The sequence below is a fragment of the Ancylobacter sp. FA202 genome, from assembly GCF_000380205.1.
Lineage (GTDB): Bacteria > Pseudomonadota > Alphaproteobacteria > Rhizobiales > Xanthobacteraceae > Ancylobacter.
Genome location: NZ_KB904818.1, coordinates 4,969,034 through 4,987,102, shown reverse-complemented (window position 1 = coordinate 4,987,102; position 18,069 = coordinate 4,969,034). Strand labels below are relative to the sequence as shown.

Below are 18,069 nucleotides of genomic sequence, written 5' to 3'. Positions count from 1 at the left end.
CGGCCTGTATTTAGGTCGCCCGGGCACCCCGGCGCAAGCCTGGCGAAAAAGGCTGCGGAAAGGGTGCGGAAAGCGCATGCGCGCCCCGCGCGGCCGGATTAAGCTGGCCCCATGATGCAGAGCAACGCCCTTCCTACCTATGACGATATCGCCTCGGCCGCCGAGCGCCTCGCCGGCGTCGCGGTCCGCACGCCGCTTCTCTCCAGCGCACGCCTCGACGCGATCACCGGCGGGCGCGTGTTCCTGAAGCCGGAAGTGCTCCAGCGCACCGGCTCGTTCAAGTTTCGCGGCGCCTATAACCGTATCTCGCGCATTCCCGCCGATGAGCGTGCCGGGGGCGTGGTCGCCTGCTCCTCCGGCAATCACGCGCAGGGCGTGGCGGCGGCGGCGGCGCTGATGGGCATGGCGTCGGTGATCGTGATGCCGAAGGATGCGCCTGCGATGAAGAAGGCACGCACCATCGCCTTCGGCGGCGAGGTGGTGGAGTACGACCGCGAGACCGATGACCGCGACGCCATTGCCGGCGAGATCGCGCGGGCGCGCGGCGCCATCTTCGTGCCGCCCTATGATGATTTCCACATCATCGCCGGACAGGGCACGGTGGGGCTGGAGATCGCCGAGGATCTTCTCGCGCGCGGCCTGACCCCGGATGTGGTGATGGCCAACGCCTCGGGCGGCGGCCTCGTTTCCGGCATCGCGCTGGCGGTGCGGCACCATTTCCCGGACGCCCGAATCCTCACCGCCGAGCCGGCCGGCTTCGACGACCACGCCCGCTCCTTCCGCTCCGGCGGACGCGAGCGCAACAACCAGGCGACCGGCTCGATCTGCGACGCGCTGCTGGCGGCGACGCCGGGGCGGCTGACGTTCGAGATTTCCTCCCGCCTCGTCGGCGAGGGTGTGTCGGCCACCGACGAGGAAGTGGCGCGGGCGGTGGCGTTTGCCTTCGAGGAACTGAAGCTGGTCGTCGAGCCCGGCGGGGCGGTAACGCTCGCCGCTGTGCTGGCGGGCAAGCTCGACCTTACCGACAAACTCGCCGTGCTCGTGCTCTCGGGCGGCAATGTGGATGCTTCCACCTTCGCCCGCTGCCTCGCTGTGGCGTGAGGCTCAGCCCGCCGCCACGCCGGGGACGGCGTGTGCGCGGGCGTGGGCGGCCTCGATATTGCGCAGGAACTGCTCGGTGCAGGCGCGCCAGGAAAAGCGCAGCGCATAGGCGCGGGTCGCTGCGCGGTCGATGTCGAGCGCGGCCAGCGCCGCCTGCCGCAGATCCTCGCCCAGCACGCCGACGGAGAGGTCCGCCTCGCCGATCACGTCCATCGGCCCGGTGACGGGGAAGGCGGCGACCGGCAGGCCGCTCGCCAGCGCTTCCAGCAGCACGATGCCGAAGGTGTCGGTCAGGCTGGGGAACACGAACACATCCGCCGCCGCGTAGATGCGGGCCAGTGCCTCGCCTTCTTTCAAACCGAGGAAATGCACGTCGGGGTGGCGGGCCTGAAGCTCGGCGCGGGCCGGGCCTTCGCCGACCACCACCTTCGAGCCGGGCAGGTCGAGATCGAGGAAGGCGGAGATGTTCTTTTCCACCGCGACCCGGCCGACCGAGAGGAAGATCGGGCGGGGCAGGGCGGCGACGCGCGCGTCCATCTCGGATTGCGGGCGCGGGTGGAACAGCTCGGCATCGACGCCGCGCGACCAGCGCAGGATGTTGCGGAAACCGCGCCCGCGCAGTTCCGCCTCCAGCGTCGGGGTGGAGACCATGATGCCGGCGCCGGCATTGTGGAAGCGCCGCAGCCAGGCATAGGACAGCACTTCCGGCACCGGCGCGCGGGCCGAGAGATATTCGGGAAAGCGCGTGTGGTAGCTGGTGGTGAAGCTCTGCCCGCGCGAAAGGCAGGCGCGGCGCGCCATGATGCCGATCGGGCCTTCGGTGGCGATGTGGACGTAATCGGCGCCGATCTCGTCCATCCGGCGGCGCACCCGCCCGGGCGTCGCCAGCGCCAGCCGGATCTCCGGATAGGTCGGCATCGGCACGGTGCGGAAATCGGCGGGGGTGAGGAAGTCGATCCGCGCACCCAGCGTGGCGGCCTCGCGGGCGGTGTTCTGCAGCGAACGGACGACGCCGTTCACCTGCGGCAGCCAGGCATCGGTGGCGACGAGAATGTGCATCAGGCGGCAACCTTCGGCCGTTCGAGCAGCAGCGGCGCCTTCACGCGCGCCCTTGTCTGGCGCGCCCAGTCGATCAGCTCGAAGCGGCCATCGGCATGTTCGACGATCGCCGTGCAGCTTTCGACCCAGTCGCCGCAATTAATGTACTCGACGCCGAAGCTGTCGTGAATGACCGCGTGGTGGATATGGCCGCAGACCACCCCGTCCACCTTGTGGCGGCGGGCCTCGGTGGCGACCGCTTCCTCGAAGCGGCCAATGAAATTGACCGCGTTCTTCACCTTCAGCTTGGCCCACTGGCTCAGAGACCAATAGGGAAAGCCGAATTTGCGCCTGATCCAGTTGAGATAGGTGTTGAGGCCGAGCGCGGCGGTGTAGGCGCCATCGCCGAGGAAGGCGAGCCAGCGGGCGTGACGCACCACGACGTCGAACACGTCGCCATGGATGACGAGGTAGCGCTTGCCGTCGGCGCCTTCGTGGATCGCCGTCTCGACCACTTCGATGCCGCCGAAATGATTGCCGTAATAGTCGCGGAGGAATTCATCGTGGTTCCCCGGCAGATAGACCATGCGGGTGCCCTTGCGGCTCTTGCGCAGCAGCTTCTGCACCACGTCATTATGCGCCTGCGGCCAGTACCAGCCCGAGCGCAGCCGCCAGCCATCGACGATGTCGCCGACGAGGTAGATGGTGTCGGCGTCGTGGTAGCGCAGGAAATCCAGCAGCAGATCGGCCTGGCAGCCCTTGGTGCCGAGATGGACATCGGACAGGAACAGGCTGCGATAGCGGCGTGCCTCGGGTGCGTCGTTCACCTCGAAAGCCCCCTCGATCAGGCCCTCAAACGGGCTGGGCAATGTGTCCATGGGGAAGCATAAGCCCGAGTCGCATCACCCTTTTATGACGATGCTGCGCTGCACCGTTCACATGGCAGCGACGGAGCCCCCTCAGAGGAACAGCATCACCACGCTCGACGCCACCAGCGCCGCCATCACGTAGTTGACGATGCGCTGCTGGCGCGGGGTCGACAGCAGCCGGGCGAGCAGCGCACCGAACCCCGCCCACAGGCACAGGCTGGGAAAGGCGACGCCGCCCGAAACCAGCGCGATCATCGCCACCTCGGCGAACAGATGCTCGCCGCCCACCGTGGTAAAGGCAGGGATGATCGAAAGAGCGATGGTCCACGCCTTCGGGTTCACCCATTGGAACAGTGCCGATTGCAGCAGGGTCATCGGCCGCTCTACGGCGCTGCCGTCCCCCGGGCCGCCGGCATTGGCGATCTTCCAGGCGAGATAGAGCAGATAGAGCGCGCCGACGATCTTCAGCGTCTGGTGCATGTAGGGGATGGCGAGGAACAGCGTGCCCAGCCCCATGCCGATGGCGACCAGCATCACCGCGAAGCCGACCGTGACGCCCCAGATCTGCGGCAGGGTGCGACGGAAGCCGAAGGCGGCGCCGGAGCCGGCCGAGATCATGTTGTTCGGCCCCGGCGTCAGCGCCCCGGCGAGCGCGAACAGGAACATGGGCAGAAGCTGGGACGACAGCGGCACCGGATTTTCCTCGGCGGGGCGACAGGCCGGATCGGCGCGCCAGAGCTAGGCTGTGGGGCGGTTTCCCGCAACCTGTCAACGCCGGTCGAGATGGCGAAACAAAACCGCCGGCCCCTGTCCGGAGCCGGCGGCGATCTTAGCCAAGTGGCGGGCGCGCGGCCCGTCCGCTCAATGAGCGACGAAAAGCGGCACGGGCGGGTCGATCAGCAGCGAGGCGGTGACGCCGCCGAGGATCATCTCGGCCAGACGCGAGCGGCTGTAGATGCCCATGACCAGCAGGTCGGCGCCGAATTTCTGCGCCTCCTGGGGAATGACGACACCGGCCTGGCCCTCAAGGACATGGCGGTGCTTGGCATTGACGCCATGGGTGGAGAGATAGGCGGTGAGCTTGGCGCCCGAGGCGGCGACATCCGTCTTGCTTTCCTCGACGGTGAGCACTTCCACCTCGTCGGCCAGCGCCAGCACGGGGAGGGCGAAGCGCACGGCATGGCCGGCCTCGCGCGAGGGCTTCCACGCCACCAGCACCCGGCCGATGCGGTTCGGCACCGGCTTGGCCGTCGGCACCACGATCACCGGGCCGTTGCAGGCGAGGGCGAGATGCTCGGGCAGGGTGGCGGCGAGTTCGTCGTCGACTGTGCCATAGCGGGTTTCGCTGACCACGGTAACGTCGGAAAAGGTGACTTCATCGCGCAGCGCGGCTGTGACCTCGCCCTCGATGGTCTGCCACACCCCGACCACGCCCGCTTCCGCGACTGCAGCCTCGAACTGCGCCTTGAGGACGGCTTCCTTCTCCTTCGCCTCGCGCACCAGCTCGTTCACATAGATCGACAGCGCCCGCCCGACGCGGGGCACGCCGGCGGGATAAAGCGTGTAGACCGCCTTGAGGTGGGCCCCGGTCTGGCGCGCGAGGCCGGCGGCGAAGGCCAGGCGATCGCTGAAGCCCGAATCGGGAGCGGCGTGCAGCAGGACGGTACGGATGGACATGGCGTTTCTCTCTCCTGGCGGCTGTCCCTTTGACGTAAGGACATTGGAGCCTGATGGAAATGCGGAAAACCACGATCCGCAAGAGGCATTAGGTATTCACCATACTTGGCTTTCCGCCCCATCACGAGCGCGCGACCGCGCCGCTTGGGTCATTGCTATCGCATATGCGGTCACTACTCTCGCACCGCGCGCCGGGCCCGGCGCGTAGATGAGGGAGCATCTCATGGTTCGTCGCCTGACGGCTGCGCTTGCAGCCGGCATCATCACCGCTATCGCCGCGACAGCGGTCACGGCCCAAGCCGATGTCATCAAGGAGCGCCAGGCCCTGCTCAAGCAGTTCGGCGATGCCACCAAGCCGATCGGCGGCATGCTGCGGGGAAGCGTGCCCTTCGATCTCGCGCAGGTGCAGGCGGCGTTGGATCTCTATGTAAAGGACGCCAAGGTGCTGCCAACCCTGTTCCCGGCGGGCTCGGGCACCGGCGACACCGAGGCGCTGCCGGCAATCTGGACCAATAAGGCGGATTTCGACGCCCGCTTCGCCAAGCTCGGCTCGGATGCCGCTGCCGCGCGCGCGGCGATCACCGACGAGGCCAGCTTCAAAGCCAATTTCCCCGGCGTGGTTCGCAATTGCGGCGGTTGCCACGACACTTACCGGCAGAAGAATTGACCGGCGCGTCCCTTTCCTCATCCACGCCGGTGACGATGCTGGCGTGGGACCTGCCGACGCGGCTGGCGAAATGGAGCCTTGCCGCGCTGGTCGGGCTCGCCTTCGCCAGCCGCTACTGGGGCGACGCGGCGCTGGTCTGGCACCAGTGGAACGGCCTGGCCATTCTGGTGGTGGTGGTTTTTCGCCTGCTCTGGGGGCTGGTCGGCGGCTCGACGGCGCGCTTTGCCGGCTTTGTCAGCGGCCCGGTGGCCGGGCTGCGCTATGCCATGAGCCTGCTCAAGGGCCGGCCGCCGCATTTCCTCGGCCACAACCCGCTGGGCGGCTGGATGGTGCTGGCGCTGCTGGCGATCGTGGCGGCGCAGGGGCTCACCGGCCTGTTCACCAGCGACGACATCATCGTCTATGGCCCGATGACGCCTGTCGTGAGCGACGCGACGATCCGCAGCGCTTCCGGCTGGCATCAGCGGCTCTACCCGTTCCTGCTGGCGCTGATCGGCCTGCATGTGCTGGCCAATCTCGCCTATTCGCTGTTCGGCCGCGACAACCTGATCCGCGCCATGATCACCGGCAGCAAGCCGGCGGCCAGCTATGCCGACCGGGCGCCGGCGACGCCGGGCGGGGTGGGGATGGCGCTCGCCTGCCTCGCCCTCGCGGGGCTCATCGTGTTCGGCGGTATCGCGCTGGCGGGAGGGCACCCCTTCCCGTGAAATAACACCTTCGGCCGGCTGGAGAGCCTCTTGCCGGGGCGGGTGAACCGTGCTCCATGGCGGCCCCATGAACGCGCTCAAGGGCATCGCGCTGCAGGTCGGCGCGACGTTTCTCTTCACCATCATGTCCGCCCTCGTCCGTATCGTCTCGGATCACGTTCCGACCGGCGAGATCGTCTTCTCGCGCTCGTTCTTCGCGCTGTTTCCGCTGCTGGCGCTGCTTGCCTGGCGCGGCGAGATCGGCGCGGCGGTGCGCACGGCGAATCCACTCGGCCATGTCGCACGCGGCACCATCGGCGTCTGCGCCATGGGGCTGAGCTTCGCGGCGCTGGCGCGCATTCCGCTGGCGGACGCCACCGCCATCGGCTTCGCCGCGCCGCTGCTCACCGTGATGCTGGCGGCGCTGCTGCTGCGCGAGCGGGTGCAGCTCTATCGCTGGGCGGCGGTGGTGGTGGGGCTCGGCGGGGTGGTGGTGATGCTGTGGCCGCATATGCACGGCTCGTTTGACACGCCCGGCCATATGTTCGGCGCGCTGTACGCGCTGATGGCTGCCGCCTTCACCGCCGGGGCGATGGTGCAGGTGCGCCGTCTCACCCAGACCGAGACGACGGCGTCGATCGTGTTCTATTTCCAGGCGTTGGCGGCGCTTGCCGGCCTTGCCACCGCCGGCTGGGGCTGGGTGCTGCCGAGCGGGCGCGAGGGGGTGCTGCTGCTGACGATCGGCTTCATCGGCGGGGTCGGCCAGATCCTGCTGACCGAGAGCTATCGCTACGCGCCGGCCTCGGTGGTGGCGCCCTTCGCCTATTCCGCCATGCTGTGGTCGCTGCTGCTCGGCTTCATCCTGTTCGCCGAGATTCCGCCGCTGCTGGTGCTGGTGGGCGGCGCCATCGTCATCGCCGCCGGGCTGTTCGTCATCTGGCGCGAGCGCCAGCTCGGCATCGACCGGACGCGCGAGGAGGCGGCGACCACGCCGCCCGCCGCGCCGGCGCCCTGACGCCTCAGAACGCCTTGAAGGTGATGAGGGTGCGGGTGTCCTGGATGCCCGGGAACAGCTGCACCTTCTCATTGACGAAATGGCCGATATCCGTGCCCTCAGGCACGTAGAACTTCACCAGCAGGTCGAACTCGCCAGCGGTGGAATAAATCTCGGAGGCGATCTCTGCGTCGGCGATGGCGTTCGCCACTTCATAGGCGCGGCCGAGCTGGCATTTGATCTGCATGAAGAAGGGAACCATCGCGGTCTTCCGGCTTGGGTCGGGAGGCCGATAGGAACCAGAAGCGCGGGGAGGGCGCAACCCCCAGTGCGGGGGGCGCTTGCGCGGGCGCGCGTCCTCGCCTATCTCGCGAGGACGATCACGTTGGGGTGCCCAAGGCGCGGTGGCGCGGCGGGCTGAGAGGTGAAGGCGGGCCGCGAGGCACGCTGCCAACCCACGAACCTGATCCGGGTCATGCCGGCGGAGGGAACGGATCGCGCGCGCTCGGGGCGGCTTTCCCCGTCGCGACGCCTCCGCCTCCCGCGCGGCGAGGGGAGGCGTAGCATGGCAGGCTCCACACCGATCGCGGTGACGATGGCAGGCTCGGACAGCGGCGGCGGCGCCGGCATCCAGGCCGATCTCAAGACCTTTTCCGCGCTCGGCGTCTATGGCGCCAGCGTCATCACCGCGCTCACCGCCCAGAACACGCGCGGCGTCACCGGCATTCACGACGTGCCAGCCGCCTTCATCGCCGCGCAGATCGACGCCGTGCTGTCCGATCTCGCGGTCAATGCGGTGAAGATCGGCATGCTCTCGCGCCCCGAGGCGATCCTTGCGGTGGCATCGGGCCTCAAGCGCCACGGCATGGCGACGGTCGTGCTCGATCCTGTCATGATCGCGGCCTCGGGCGACCGGCTGCTGGTGCCGGAGGCGATCGAGACGCTGCGCCGCGAATTGCTGCCTCAGGCGCTGCTGATTACGCCCAACCTGCCGGAAGCCGCCGCCCTGCTCGACTCGGCGCCGGCGCAGGACCTCGCCAGCGTAAGGGCGCAGGCGCAACTCCTGCTGGCGATGGGGCCGCGCGCGGTGTTGATCAAGGGCGGGCATGGCGAGGGGCCGGACAGCATCGACGTTCTGCTGGACGAAGACGGCTTCCTGGAACTTTCCGCGACGCGCATCGTCACCCGCAACACCCATGGCACCGGCTGCACGCTCTCCTCCGCCATCACCGCCGGGCTGGCCAAGGGACTGCCGCTGCGCGCGGCGGTGGCGGCGGCGAAGGACTATCTGACCCAGGCGCTGGCGCGCTCGGAAGAACTCGTCATCGGCCAGGGCCATGGGCCGGTGCACCACTTCCACGCGTGGTGGTGAGCACGGGTTGATGGCTCTCGCGCCTCGCGGCGCGGCCTGCTAAGCGAGGCGGCCTTTCCTGCGAGCCGCCTCGTGCCCCTCATCGCCCCCCGCCACGCCATCGCCGCCGTCTATGCCGGGCTGTTCTTCGGCATCGGCGTGTTCATGCCGTTCTTCCCGGTCTGGCTGGAAGGGCGCGGCTTCGATGCGTCGATGATCGCGCTGGCGCTGGCCGTGCCGCAGGTGGTGCGGCTCGTCACCATGCCGCTGGGCGGCCTGCTGGCCGATCGCACCGGCCGCCCGCGTGCCGCGCTCATCGTCTATGCCGCCGCCACCGCCCTGTGCTTTGCCGGCATCGCCTTCGCCCCGAGCGCCACCTTCATCCTGATCGGGCTGGGCCTTGCCGCCGTGTTCTGGCAGCCGAGCCTGCCGGTGCTCGACGCCTATGCGGTGGCGCGCCGGCGCGAGGGGCTGATCGACTATGGCCGGGTGCGGCTGTGGGGATCGGCGGCGTTCATCGGCGGAAACCTGCTGGCCGGCGGTCTGCTCGGCGGGGCGTTCGTCGTCGCGGTTCCACCCGATACGGTGATCTGGCTCATCGCCGGGGCGAGCGTCGCGGCGGCGCTGGCGGCGGCGACCCTGCGCGAGGTGCGCCCAGCGCCGCACGAGACGGCGCGTCCCCGCGGTTTCGTCCTCGCCGGTCTCGCGCCGGTGCTGTTCGTCGGCATGGCGGCGGCGGCGCTGGTGCAGGGCTCGCATGCCGTGCTCTACGCCTTCGCTTCGCTGATGTGGCAGGGCAAGGGCCTGTCCAGCACGCTCATCGGCCTGCTCTGGTCGCTCGGCGTGCTGGCGGAGGTGGTGCTGTTCCATTACGGCACACGGGTGACGAGGCGGCTGGGGCCGGAAAAGCTGCTGCTGATCGGCGGCCTCGCCGGGGTGCTGCGCTTCGGGGTGATGGCGCTCGACCCGCCGCTGCTGCTGCTTCTACTGCTGCAGCCGCTGCACGCCTTCACCTTCGGCTGCACCTATCTCGGCACTGTGGAACTCGTCGCCCGGCATGCGCCGCCGGGGCGCGGGGCGAGCGTGCAGGCGCTCGCGGCCTGGGCGACGGCGATCGCCATGGCGGGCGCGACACTGGCCGCCGGGCCGCTGTGGCAGGCCTACGGTCCGGCGGCGTTCCTCGCCTCAAGCGGGCTGGCGGGGCTGGGCACGCTGGGCGCGCTCCTCGCCGGGCGGCTGCGTCAGCCCCACAGCGCGGGCTCCGGCGGGTAGACGCGGCTGCCCTCATAGCGCAGCGCCGGGTCGCGGTCGGTGGCGAGCAGAAGCGGGCCGTCGAGATCGACGAAGCGCGCCAGCGGCGCCAGAAGCAGCGCCGGCGCCATGGCCAGCGAGGTGCCGACCATGCAGCCGACCATGATGTCGAGCCCGGCTGCCTGGGCCGCGCGGGCGAGCAGGATCGCCTCGGTCAGCCCGCCGGTCTTGTCGAGCTTGATGTTGAGCGCATCATAGCGTCCGGCCAGCGCGTCGAGGCTGTCGAGCCCGTGCGCGCTCTCATCGGCGCAGACCGGCACCGGGCGGGCGATCTGCGCCAGCGCTGCGTCGTCGGCGGCAGGCAGGGGCTGCTCGACCAGTTCGACCCCGACTTCGGCGCAGGCGGCCAGATGCGCCTCCAGATTCTCCGCCGTCCAGCCCTCATTGGCGTCGACGATCAGCCGCGCCTGCGGCACCGCCGCGCGGATCGCGGTGAGGCGGGCGAGGTCGCCCTCGGTGCCGAGCTTGAGTTTGAGCAGGTCGTGCCCGGACTCGCGGGCCGCCTGCGCCATGGCTTCCGGCGTGTCGAGGCTGAGCGTGTAGGCGGTGACGACCGGCTGCGGCGCCGGCAGGCCGGCCATCTCATAAACGCGCATTTCGGCCCGTTTGGCGTCGATGTCCCACATCGCGCAGTCGAGCGCGTTGCGCGCCGCCCCGGGCGGCAGGACCGTCATCAAATCCTCGCGCCGCAGGCCCTCGGCAATCAGCTTTTGCAGCGCGGCGAGCTGGTCGACCACCCCTTCGACGCTCTCGCCATAGCGTCCATAGGGCACGCACTCGCCGCGTCCGACATGGGCGCCGTCGCGCAGCTCGACGGTGACGACGGCGGCCTCGGTCTTTGATCCGCGGGCGATGGTGAACCGGCCACGGATCGGGAAGCGTTCGGCAGTGATGAGGAGATCGGTCATGGCCCTATCGCCGGGAGCAGGAGGAATCGCGCTCCCAGCATAAGGCCGGCCGCGCCCGGCGGGGCGTCGCATTGAAAGCACACTCGCGGCGATTACGCCGTTCCCGGGGTGTCATCGCCGTGATTCGCCGGGCGGCTCTCTCGACGGCCGCAGGTGCTACCGCTAAGTAGAGCATTGCGAATTCGTCTCGGTGTCGCGGCCGCTGGTCGTGTCATGCCCGCAGGAGAGGTCATTTTGGGAGCTGCTGAAGCGCCGCTTCTGGCCACCGTCCGCAATGGCCGCGAACTCGTGTTCGTGGGCAATGGCCGCTGGGTGGCCGGGCAGGGGCGCGCGCTCGAAGGCAGCGTCGATGCCGCGCTGGCGGAAGTCGGCAGCGGAACCAGCGAGACGGCGCGGATCGACCTTTCCGGTGTGCGCAGCTTCGACACGCTCGGCGCCGTGGTGCTCGACCGGCTGCTGCAATCCCTCGACAAGGCCAATATCCGCTTCCAGATCGTCGGGCTGGAGCGCCGCTTCCGCCCGCTGTTGGACGATATCGTCAAGGGCAGCCACCAGAATCCGCCGCGCCTGCGCCATGTGAACCCGATGCTGGGCGCTCTCCAGCTGGTCGGCAAGACCACGGTGTCGATGGCCGATGACGCTCTGGGGCTGCTTTCCTTCATCGGGGCGGTGGTGGCGGCGTTCCTGCGCGTGCTGGTGCGCCCGCACACTTTCCGCTTTACCTCGATGATCTATCATCTGGAGCGGGCCGGCCTGCGGGCGGTGCCGATCGTGGCGCTGATCACCTTCCTGATCGGCTGCATCATCGCCCAGCAGGGCATCTTCCATTTCCGCAAGTTCGGCGCCACCACCTATGTCGTCGACATGGTGGGCATTCTCACCCTGCGCGAACTCGGCGTGCTGATCGTCTCGATCATGGTGGCCGGCCGCTCGGGCAGCGCCTTCACGGCGGAACTCGGCTCCATGCGGATGCGCGAAGAAGTCGACGCGCTGCGGGTGATGGGGTTCGATCCCAATGAAGTGCTGGTGCTGCCGCGCCTGGTGGCGCTGGTCATCGCCGTGCCGCTGCTCACCTTCATCGGCAATATGAGCGCGCTGTTCGGCGGCGGGCTGGTGGCCTGGCTCTATGGCGGCATTTCACCGGCGATCTTCATCGCCCGGCTGCAGGAGGCCATCGGCCTCAACACTTTCGAGGTCGGCATGATAAAGGCGCCGTTCATGGCGGCGATCATCGGCCTCATCGCCTGCATGGAGGGCATGCGGGTCGGCGGCAGCGCGGAATCCCTCGGCGCCCACACCACCGCCTCGGTGGTGAAGGCGATCTTCCTGGTGATCGTGGTGGACGGGCTGTTCGCCATGTTCTTCGCCGCGATTGACATGTGAGGCGCGCGTGCACGCCGAAACCGACACCCAGCAGACGAGCGGCGCGGCCGTCCCCGACGTCGCTCCCGGCGAGACGATCATCCATGTGCGCGACCTGGTGGTGGCGTTTGGCGAGCGCACCATCCTCAAGGGCCTCTCGCTCGACGTGAAGCGCGGCGAGATCCTCGGCTTCGTCGGCGCCTCGGGCGGCGGCAAATCGGTGCTGACCCGCACCATACTTGGGCTGGTGCCCAAGCGCGCCGGCACGGTGGCGGTGTTCGGCCAGGACCTCGACGATCTTACCTATGCCGGCCGGCGGGCGCTTGAGCAGCGCTGGGGCGTGCTGTTCCAGCAGGGCGCGCTGTTCTCCTCGCTGAGCGTGCGGCAGAACATCCAGTTCCCGATGCGCGAATATCTCGACCTGTCGCAGGGGCTGATGGACGAACTCACCATCGCTAAGCTGGAGATGGTCGGCCTCGCCCCTGATGTCTCCGAAAAGGCGCCGTCCGAGCTTTCCGGCGGCATGATCAAGCGTGTGGCGCTGGCCCGCGCCCTGGCGCTGGACCCTGAAATCCTGTTCCTCGACGAGCCGACCTCGGGCCTCGACCCGATCGGTGCCGGCGAATTCGACGAATTGATTGCAACCCTCCAGCAGACTTTGGGGTTGACGGTATTCATGGTAACTCACGATCTGGACAGCCTGCACACGGTGTGCGATCGCATCGCGGCACTCGCCGATGGCAAGGTCATCGCCGTCGGTCCGATCGAGACCATGCTGGCGTCGCAACATCCCTGGGTTTCGGCTTATTTTCACGGCAAGCGGGCGCGCGCCGCCGGCTTCGGTTCTGAAGGGGCGCGCTGAGGACACCATGGAGACACGCGCCAATTACACGATCATCGGGCTGTTCACCCTCGCCGTCGTCGCGGCGGGCTTCGCCTTTGTCTGGTGGTTCACCGGCTCGGCCAATCGCGGGCCGCGCACCTCCTATGATGTCGTGTTCAGCGGCGTGGTGAGTGGGTTGCAGACCGGCTCCTCCGTCACCTTCAACGGTATTCCGGTGGGCGAGGTGACGGCGTTGCGGCTCGATGCGCAGGACCCGCGCAAGGTCATCGCCCGCATCGCCGTGCAGCCCGATACGCCGGTCAAGTCCGACACCCGCGCCACGCTGGATTCGCAGCTGCTCACCGGCCTTGCCTCGGTCGGGCTGGTCGGCGGCTCAACCCAGGCCGCGCCGCTGCCGGCGCCGGCGGAAGGCCAGCTGCCGCGCATCGACGCCGACACGTCGGCGGTGCAGGACCTGATGCGCTCGGCCCGCGACGTGCTGGGGCGGGTCAACGACATCGCCATTCGCATCGACGACCTGATCACGGCCAATGACGCCAAGATCTCTTCGGTGATCGACAATGTCGACAAGTTCACCACCGCACTGGGCGAGAATTCCGGCAATATCGACGCCTTCCTGCGGGAAATGGGCGGCGCGGCGCGGCGCATCTCCTCGCTGGCGGACAATCTCGACAAGCTGGTGGTTTCCGTCGATCCGGAAAAGCTAGGCAACACGGTCAACGACATCAGCGCGTTCACCGCGCAGCTCGGTACCATGGCCCAGAAGGTCAACGTCATCCTCGACAATGTGAATGGCATGACGACGAGCGAGGAAGGCAAGGGGATGTTCAGCGAGATTTCCGGCGCCGCCGCCGAAGTGCGCAAGCTCGCCGCTAATCTCGACACCCGCACGGCGGAACTGACGGTCAACCTCAACAAGTTTGCCGGGCCGGGTCTGCGGCAATACGAGGCGCTGGCGGTGGACGGCCGGCGCACGCTCAGTGAAATCGAGCGCGTTTTCAGGAATTTTGAGCGCAACCCGCGCCAGTTCATCTTTGGCGGGTCGAACGTACCCAGCTACAATGGGCGCTAGGCGATGGGGCGCCATATGATGGGAAGTCGTGCAACCGACGGGGGCAGGGGCGTTCGCGTGAGTTTTGACGAGACAAGCGACCGCTCGACCGGGCGCAGCTTTTCGGGGCGCGGCTTCCGCGCCCGCAAGGTCGCCGGCGCTCTCGGCATGGCGGCGCTGGCCGCGCTCCTCGGCGGCTGCAGCACGCTCCTGTCGGGTGGCGACACGGCGGTGCCGACCTTCGATCTCAGCGCGCCGGCCGATTTCAGCGCCCCGCGCCGGGGAACCGGCCTGCTCGTGGTAGGCCCGCCCAGCGCGCTGGCGGTGCTGGACACCGAGCGGATCGTGGTCGAGCCGCAGCCCGGCCAGATCACCTATCTGGACAAGGCGCAGTGGAGCGACCGGCTGCCGGCGCTGTTCCAGGCGCGGCTGATCGAATCCTTCGAGAACGGCAACCGTGCCCGCTCGGTCGGCCGGGCCGGCGAGGGGCTTAGCGCCGACTACACGCTGCTCTCGGACCTGCGGGCCTTCGGCCTGCGCACTTATGACGGCGGGCCGGTGGCGGTGGTCGAGGTGTCGGTCAAGATCGTCAGCGCCAGTTCGGGCCGCATCGTCGCCGCGCAGGTGTTCACCGCTCGCGCCCCGGCCGCCTCCACCAGCGGGCCGGACGCCACGGCGGCGCTCGACCAGGCCTCGGACGAGGTGTTCGTGCAGCTGGTGCGCTGGGCGTCCAGCCGCTTCTGACGCGCAGGAGAAGGCGCCGCAGCTTGGGCGCGCGTCTTCTGCGCTCTCCCAATTGCCTTGCAGACGCAAAAAAGCCCGGCTCGCGCCGGGCTTTTTCGTCTTGTCGCCAGGGAATACCCTTCGCGTCGATCAGAACTTGTAGCTGATCGCGGCGCGGACGATGTTGCTGGTCAGGTCGGCCTTGGCGCTGACGAAGCTGCCCGACGTGCCGGCGAGGTAGCTGGTCACATTGGACTCGCCGAGGTCGACATAGAGGTATTCGCCGCGCAGGATCCAGTTGTCGGTGATCGCATATTCGAGACCGCCGCCGATGGTCCAGCCGGTGTTGACGTTGTCATGCGAGCCGTAGGCCGCGGTGGTGAAGTCCGGCGCGCCGCCGCCGGTGAGGCCCATGACGGTGGTCGAGCTGCTGACCTTACCATAGGCGAAGCCGCCGGTGCCGTAGACGAGCAGGCGGTCGAAGGCGTAGCCGAGGCGGGCGCGCACGGTGCCGAACCATTCCAGCTCAGCGCTGGACTGATAGTAGGGACCGGCCGGCGTGGCGTAGAAGGCGATGCTCTCCTCGGCGCCGGTCCACTGGAAGTCAGCCTCGACGCCGACGACCACATTGTTCTCGAACTGATAGTTGTAGCCGATCTGGCCGCCGGCGACCCAGCCGTCCATATTGCCGAAGTTCACGTCGTTGCCGGCAAACAGGCCGCCGGGCGTGTATACGCCGCCGGTGCTGTCGAAGAACAGCACGTCGGTGGCCTTGGATTCACCCCAGGCATAGCCGGCATTGCCGCCGAGATAGAGGCCGGTCCAGGAGAACGCCGGCACGAAAACCGCGACCGGCTCGGCCTTGACGGGATAGGGCATGTCGGCGGCAAAGCTGGCGGTGCCGGTGGCAAGCAGGGCGGCCGCGCCAAGAAGCAGCGAGCGGTTCATGAGGTTTCTCCAGGTAAACGCACTGCCGGGATAATGACATTCCCGCGAAACAGTTCGGTTGTGGCCTGCTACCCCCGCGTTTGTTCCTGACGGTGCGTCCGAAATGCAACAATCGGCTTCCCTGAATACCGTTTGCTCGTACATCTGTTGGCAGGATACCGTTGGGAGGTAGCGGAGAACTCAAAGTCGGAGGGTGAAGCCTGCGCGGCGCGGGGTCTTTCTCTGGGGCAGGTGTGAAGCAACACGCCAAGGGTGCGGGCCGCGACCCGGCGCAGCGCGGGCGTAACCGGCGGTGAGTCGGCGGTGCGGGCATGCCTGTGGCGGCCAAGACCGGGCTTGGCCGGTCGTCTCCCCACCTTTCCGACGGCACAAGGCCAAGGCGTGAATCCCCCGGGCCAAGCCCGGGGATGACGGCTCTTTGGGGGGCGACCACCCCTCGCGAGGGGCGCGCCCTCGTCAGGCGCTGGCGCGACCAGGGCCGGGCTCGCCGTCGCCCCAGCGTTGTGTCAGGGCGGGGCTTGGGCCGGCCCTTCAAGTGCCACGTCAGGGCCGGGCTTGGCCCGGCCCTCCACGCTTTTCCGACGGCGCGAGGTCAAGGCGTGGATCCCCAGGCCGGGTCCGGGAATGACGGTAGTTTGGGGGGGGGCGTCGGCGCAGCAAAAAAGGGCGCGGCCTGCGCCGCGCCCTTCTCACTCAGATTAACCCGCAGAGGCGAATGGACTTCCTCAGAAGTCCATGCCGCCACCGAAGTCGGCTGTTGCCGACTTCGGCATCAAGAAACCGCAGGGGCGAATGGACTTCCTCAGAAGTCCATGCCGCCACCGAAGTCGGCTGTTGCCGACTTCGGCATCAAGAAACCGCAGGGGCGAATGGACTTCCTCAGAAGTCCATGCCGCCCATGCCGCCCATGCCGCCGCCCGGCATGGCGGGGGCCGCGCCGCCCTTCTTCGGAATGTCGGCGATCATCGCTTCGGTGGTGATCAGCAGCGAGGCCACGGAGGCCGCGTTCTGGATCGCCGAGCGCAGCACCTTGGCCGGGTCAATGACGCCGGCCTTGTACATGTCGACATATTCGCCGGTCTGGGCATTGAAGCCGTAGGCGTAGGTATCCTTCTCGAGGATACGGCCGACGATCAGCGAGCCGTCTTCGCCGGCATTGTTGGCGATCTGGCGCGCCGGGTACTGCACCGCCTTGCGGACGATGTCGACGCCGGTCTTCTGGTCGGGATTGGCGGTGACGACGGCGTCCAGCGCCTTCATGGCACGCAGCAGGGCGACGCCGCCGCCCGGCAGCACGCCTTCTTCCACGGCCGCGCGGGTCGCGTGCAGCGCGTCGTCAACGCGGTCCTTCTTTTCCTTCACTTCGACTTCGGTCGCGCCGCCGACGCGGATCACCGCGACGCCGCCGGCGAGCTTGGCCAGACGCTCCTGCAGCTTCTCGCGGTCGTAGTCCGAGGTGGTCTCCTCGATCTGCGCCTTGATCTGCGACACGCGGTCCTCGATGTCCTTCTTCGAGCCGGCGCCGTCGACGATCGTGGTGTTCTCCTTCTCGAGCACGACCTTCTTGGCGCGGCCGAGCATGGCGAGCGTCACGGTGTCGAGCTTGATGCCGAGATCGTCGGAGATGGCGGTGCCGCCGGTCAGGATGGCGATATCCTGCAGCATGGCCTTGCGGCGATCACCGAAGCCGGGCGCCTTGACGGCCGCGACCTTGAGGCCGCCACGCAGCTTGTTGACGACGAGGGTGGCGAGCGCCTCGCCCTCGATGTCCTCGGCGATGATCAGCAGCGGCTTGGAGGTCTGCACCACGGCTTCCAGCACCGGCAGCAGTTCCTGCAGGCCCGAGAGCTTCTTCTCGTGGATGAGGATGTAGGGGTCCTCGAACTCAACGCGCATCTTTTCGGCGTTGGTGATGAAGTAGGGCGAGAGGTAGCCGCGGTCGAACTGCATGCCCTCCACCACGTCGAGCTCGGTCTCGGCGGTCTTGGCTTCCTCGACGGTGATGACACCCTCGTTGCCGACCTTCTGCATCGCCTCGGCGAGGTACTTGCCGATTTCGGCGTCGCCATTGGCGGAGATGGTGCCGACCTGGGCGATCTCGGCGTTGGACGTCACCTTGCGGGCGTTCTTCTTGAGATCAGCGACGATGGCCTCGACCGCGAGGTCGATGCCGCGCTTGAGGTCCATCGGGTTCATGCCGGCGGCGACCGACTTGGCGCCTTCCTTCACGATGGCCTGGGCCAGCACGGTGGCGGTGGTGGTGCCGTCGCCGGCGAGGTCGTTGGACTTCGAGGCCACTTCGCGCACCATCTGCGCGCCCATGTTCTCGAACTTGTCCTCGAGCTCGATTTCCTTGGCGACGGTGACGCCGTCCTTGGTGATGCGGGGAGCGCCGAAGCTCTTCTCGATCACGACGTTGCGGCCCTTGGGACCGAGCGTGACCTTGACGGCATTGGCGAGAATGTCGACGCCGCGCAGCATCTTCTCGCGCGCGTCGCCAGCGAACTTAACTTCCTTGGCAGACATGATCTCTTACTCC

The 18,069-nt window shown here is 68.1% G+C and carries 18 protein-coding genes and 1 riboswitch; of the genes, 10 read left to right on the top strand and 8 right to left on the bottom strand.

Features of this window, described 5'->3' with window-relative positions; all coding sequences use genetic code 11:
• The first annotated feature begins 111 nt into the window (after positions 1–111).
• The gene (locus A3M1_RS0123220) at positions 112–1,101 is read left to right on the top strand and encodes a threonine/serine dehydratase (protein ID WP_018391386.1); all 990 of its coding nucleotides are present in this window, start codon (positions 112–114) and stop codon (positions 1,099–1,101) included.
• Between the two features lie 3 nt (positions 1,102–1,104).
• Here A3M1_RS0123220 and A3M1_RS0123215 read toward each other — a convergent pair whose 3' ends face one another.
• The 4 genes from A3M1_RS0123215 to A3M1_RS0123200 form a co-directional block, all read right to left on the bottom strand.
• The gene (locus tag A3M1_RS0123215) at positions 1,105–2,160 is read right to left on the bottom strand and encodes a glycosyltransferase family 1 protein (RefSeq protein WP_018391385.1); all 1,056 of its coding nucleotides are present in this window, start codon (positions 2,158–2,160) and stop codon (positions 1,105–1,107) included.
• Positions 2,160–3,017, bottom strand: coding sequence for a UDP-2,3-diacylglucosamine diphosphatase (locus A3M1_RS0123210; protein WP_018391384.1), 858 nt, complete (start codon positions 3,015–3,017; stop codon positions 2,160–2,162). The genes A3M1_RS0123215 and A3M1_RS0123210 overlap by 1 nt, the downstream gene beginning before the upstream one ends.
• Positions 3,018–3,098: 81 nt before the next feature.
• Positions 3,099–3,701 carry a LysE family translocator gene (locus A3M1_RS0123205; protein WP_018391383.1) on the bottom strand — a complete coding sequence of 201 codons (603 nt, stop codon included), beginning with the start codon at positions 3,699–3,701 and terminating at the stop codon, positions 3,099–3,101.
• A 168-nt stretch (positions 3,702–3,869) separates the two neighbouring features.
• Positions 3,870–4,685: a universal stress protein gene (locus tag A3M1_RS0123200; RefSeq protein WP_018391382.1), complete on the bottom strand. Its 816-nt coding sequence runs from the start codon at positions 4,683–4,685 to the stop codon at positions 3,870–3,872.
• A gap of 223 nt (positions 4,686–4,908) precedes the next feature.
• Here A3M1_RS0123200 and A3M1_RS0123195 point away from each other — a divergent pair, with 223 nt between their 5' ends.
• From A3M1_RS0123195 to A3M1_RS0123185, 3 genes are all read left to right on the top strand, one after another.
• Positions 4,909–5,352: a cytochrome c gene (locus A3M1_RS0123195; RefSeq protein ID WP_018391381.1), complete on the top strand. Its 444-nt coding sequence runs from the start codon at positions 4,909–4,911 to the stop codon at positions 5,350–5,352.
• Positions 5,349–6,059, top strand: coding sequence for a cytochrome b/b6 domain-containing protein (locus A3M1_RS0123190; protein ID WP_018391380.1), 711 nt, complete (start codon positions 5,349–5,351; stop codon positions 6,057–6,059). Before A3M1_RS0123195 ends, A3M1_RS0123190 begins: the two co-directional genes overlap by 4 nt.
• Positions 6,060–6,126: 67 nt before the next feature.
• Positions 6,127–7,053, top strand: a complete 927-nt coding sequence (locus A3M1_RS0123185) for a DMT family transporter (protein ID WP_018963943.1) — start codon at positions 6,127–6,129, stop codon at positions 7,051–7,053.
• 4 nt (positions 7,054–7,057) lie between these two features.
• Here A3M1_RS0123185 and A3M1_RS0123180 read toward each other — a convergent pair whose 3' ends face one another.
• Entirely contained in the window at positions 7,058–7,294 is a 237-nt protein-coding gene (locus A3M1_RS0123180) for an Lrp/AsnC ligand binding domain-containing protein (protein ID WP_018391378.1), read from the bottom strand.
• A gap of 114 nt (positions 7,295–7,408) precedes the next feature.
• A riboswitch (TPP riboswitch) is annotated at positions 7,409–7,539 on the top strand.
• Positions 7,540–7,597: 58 nt separating this feature from the next.
• Between A3M1_RS0123180 and thiD the strand changes: the two genes are divergently transcribed.
• On the top strand, positions 7,598–8,404 hold the full coding sequence (thiD, locus tag A3M1_RS0123175; RefSeq protein WP_018391377.1) for a bifunctional hydroxymethylpyrimidine kinase/phosphomethylpyrimidine kinase: 807 nt from the start codon (positions 7,598–7,600) through the stop codon (positions 8,402–8,404).
• A gap of 72 nt (positions 8,405–8,476) precedes the next feature.
• Entirely contained in the window at positions 8,477–9,655 is a 1,179-nt protein-coding gene (locus A3M1_RS0123170; RefSeq protein ID WP_018391376.1) for an MFS transporter, read from the top strand.
• Here A3M1_RS0123170 and dgcA read toward each other — a convergent pair.
• Positions 9,625–10,602 (bottom strand): N-acetyl-D-Glu racemase DgcA, encoded by a 978-nt coding sequence (dgcA, locus tag A3M1_RS0123165; protein WP_018391375.1) that lies wholly within the window; start codon positions 10,600–10,602, stop codon positions 9,625–9,627. The two genes, A3M1_RS0123170 and dgcA, sit on opposite strands and share 31 nt — an antisense overlap.
• Positions 10,603–10,836: 234 nt before the next feature.
• Here dgcA and A3M1_RS0123160 point away from each other — a divergent pair, with 234 nt between their 5' ends.
• Genes A3M1_RS0123160 through A3M1_RS0123145 form a run of 4 tightly spaced genes read left to right on the top strand, consistent with a single transcriptional unit; the run spans position 10,837 to position 14,603 of the window.
• Entirely contained in the window at positions 10,837–11,985 is a 1,149-nt protein-coding gene (locus A3M1_RS0123160; protein WP_018391374.1) for an MlaE family lipid ABC transporter permease subunit, read from the top strand.
• A gap of 7 nt (positions 11,986–11,992) precedes the next feature.
• Positions 11,993–12,826 carry an ABC transporter ATP-binding protein gene (locus A3M1_RS0123155; RefSeq protein ID WP_018391373.1) on the top strand — a complete coding sequence of 278 codons (834 nt, stop codon included), beginning with the start codon at positions 11,993–11,995 and terminating at the stop codon, positions 12,824–12,826.
• A gap of 7 nt (positions 12,827–12,833) precedes the next feature.
• Positions 12,834–13,880, top strand: coding sequence for an MlaD family protein (locus tag A3M1_RS0123150; RefSeq protein WP_018391372.1), 1,047 nt, complete (start codon positions 12,834–12,836; stop codon positions 13,878–13,880).
• A gap of 57 nt (positions 13,881–13,937) precedes the next feature.
• Positions 13,938–14,603 (top strand): ABC-type transport auxiliary lipoprotein family protein, encoded by a 666-nt coding sequence (locus tag A3M1_RS0123145; protein ID WP_018391371.1) that lies wholly within the window; start codon positions 13,938–13,940, stop codon positions 14,601–14,603.
• Between the two features lie 129 nt (positions 14,604–14,732).
• Here the strand turns inward: A3M1_RS0123145 and A3M1_RS0123140 are convergent, their stop codons facing one another.
• Positions 14,733–15,530 (bottom strand): outer membrane protein, encoded by a 798-nt coding sequence (locus A3M1_RS0123140; RefSeq protein ID WP_018391370.1) that lies wholly within the window; start codon positions 15,528–15,530, stop codon positions 14,733–14,735.
• Between the two features lie 879 nt (positions 15,531–16,409).
• Complete coding sequence (gene groL / locus A3M1_RS0123135; protein ID WP_018391369.1) at positions 16,410–18,056, bottom strand: chaperonin GroEL; 1,647 nt, start codon at positions 18,054–18,056, stop codon at positions 16,410–16,412.
• Positions 18,057–18,069 lie beyond the last annotated feature (13 nt).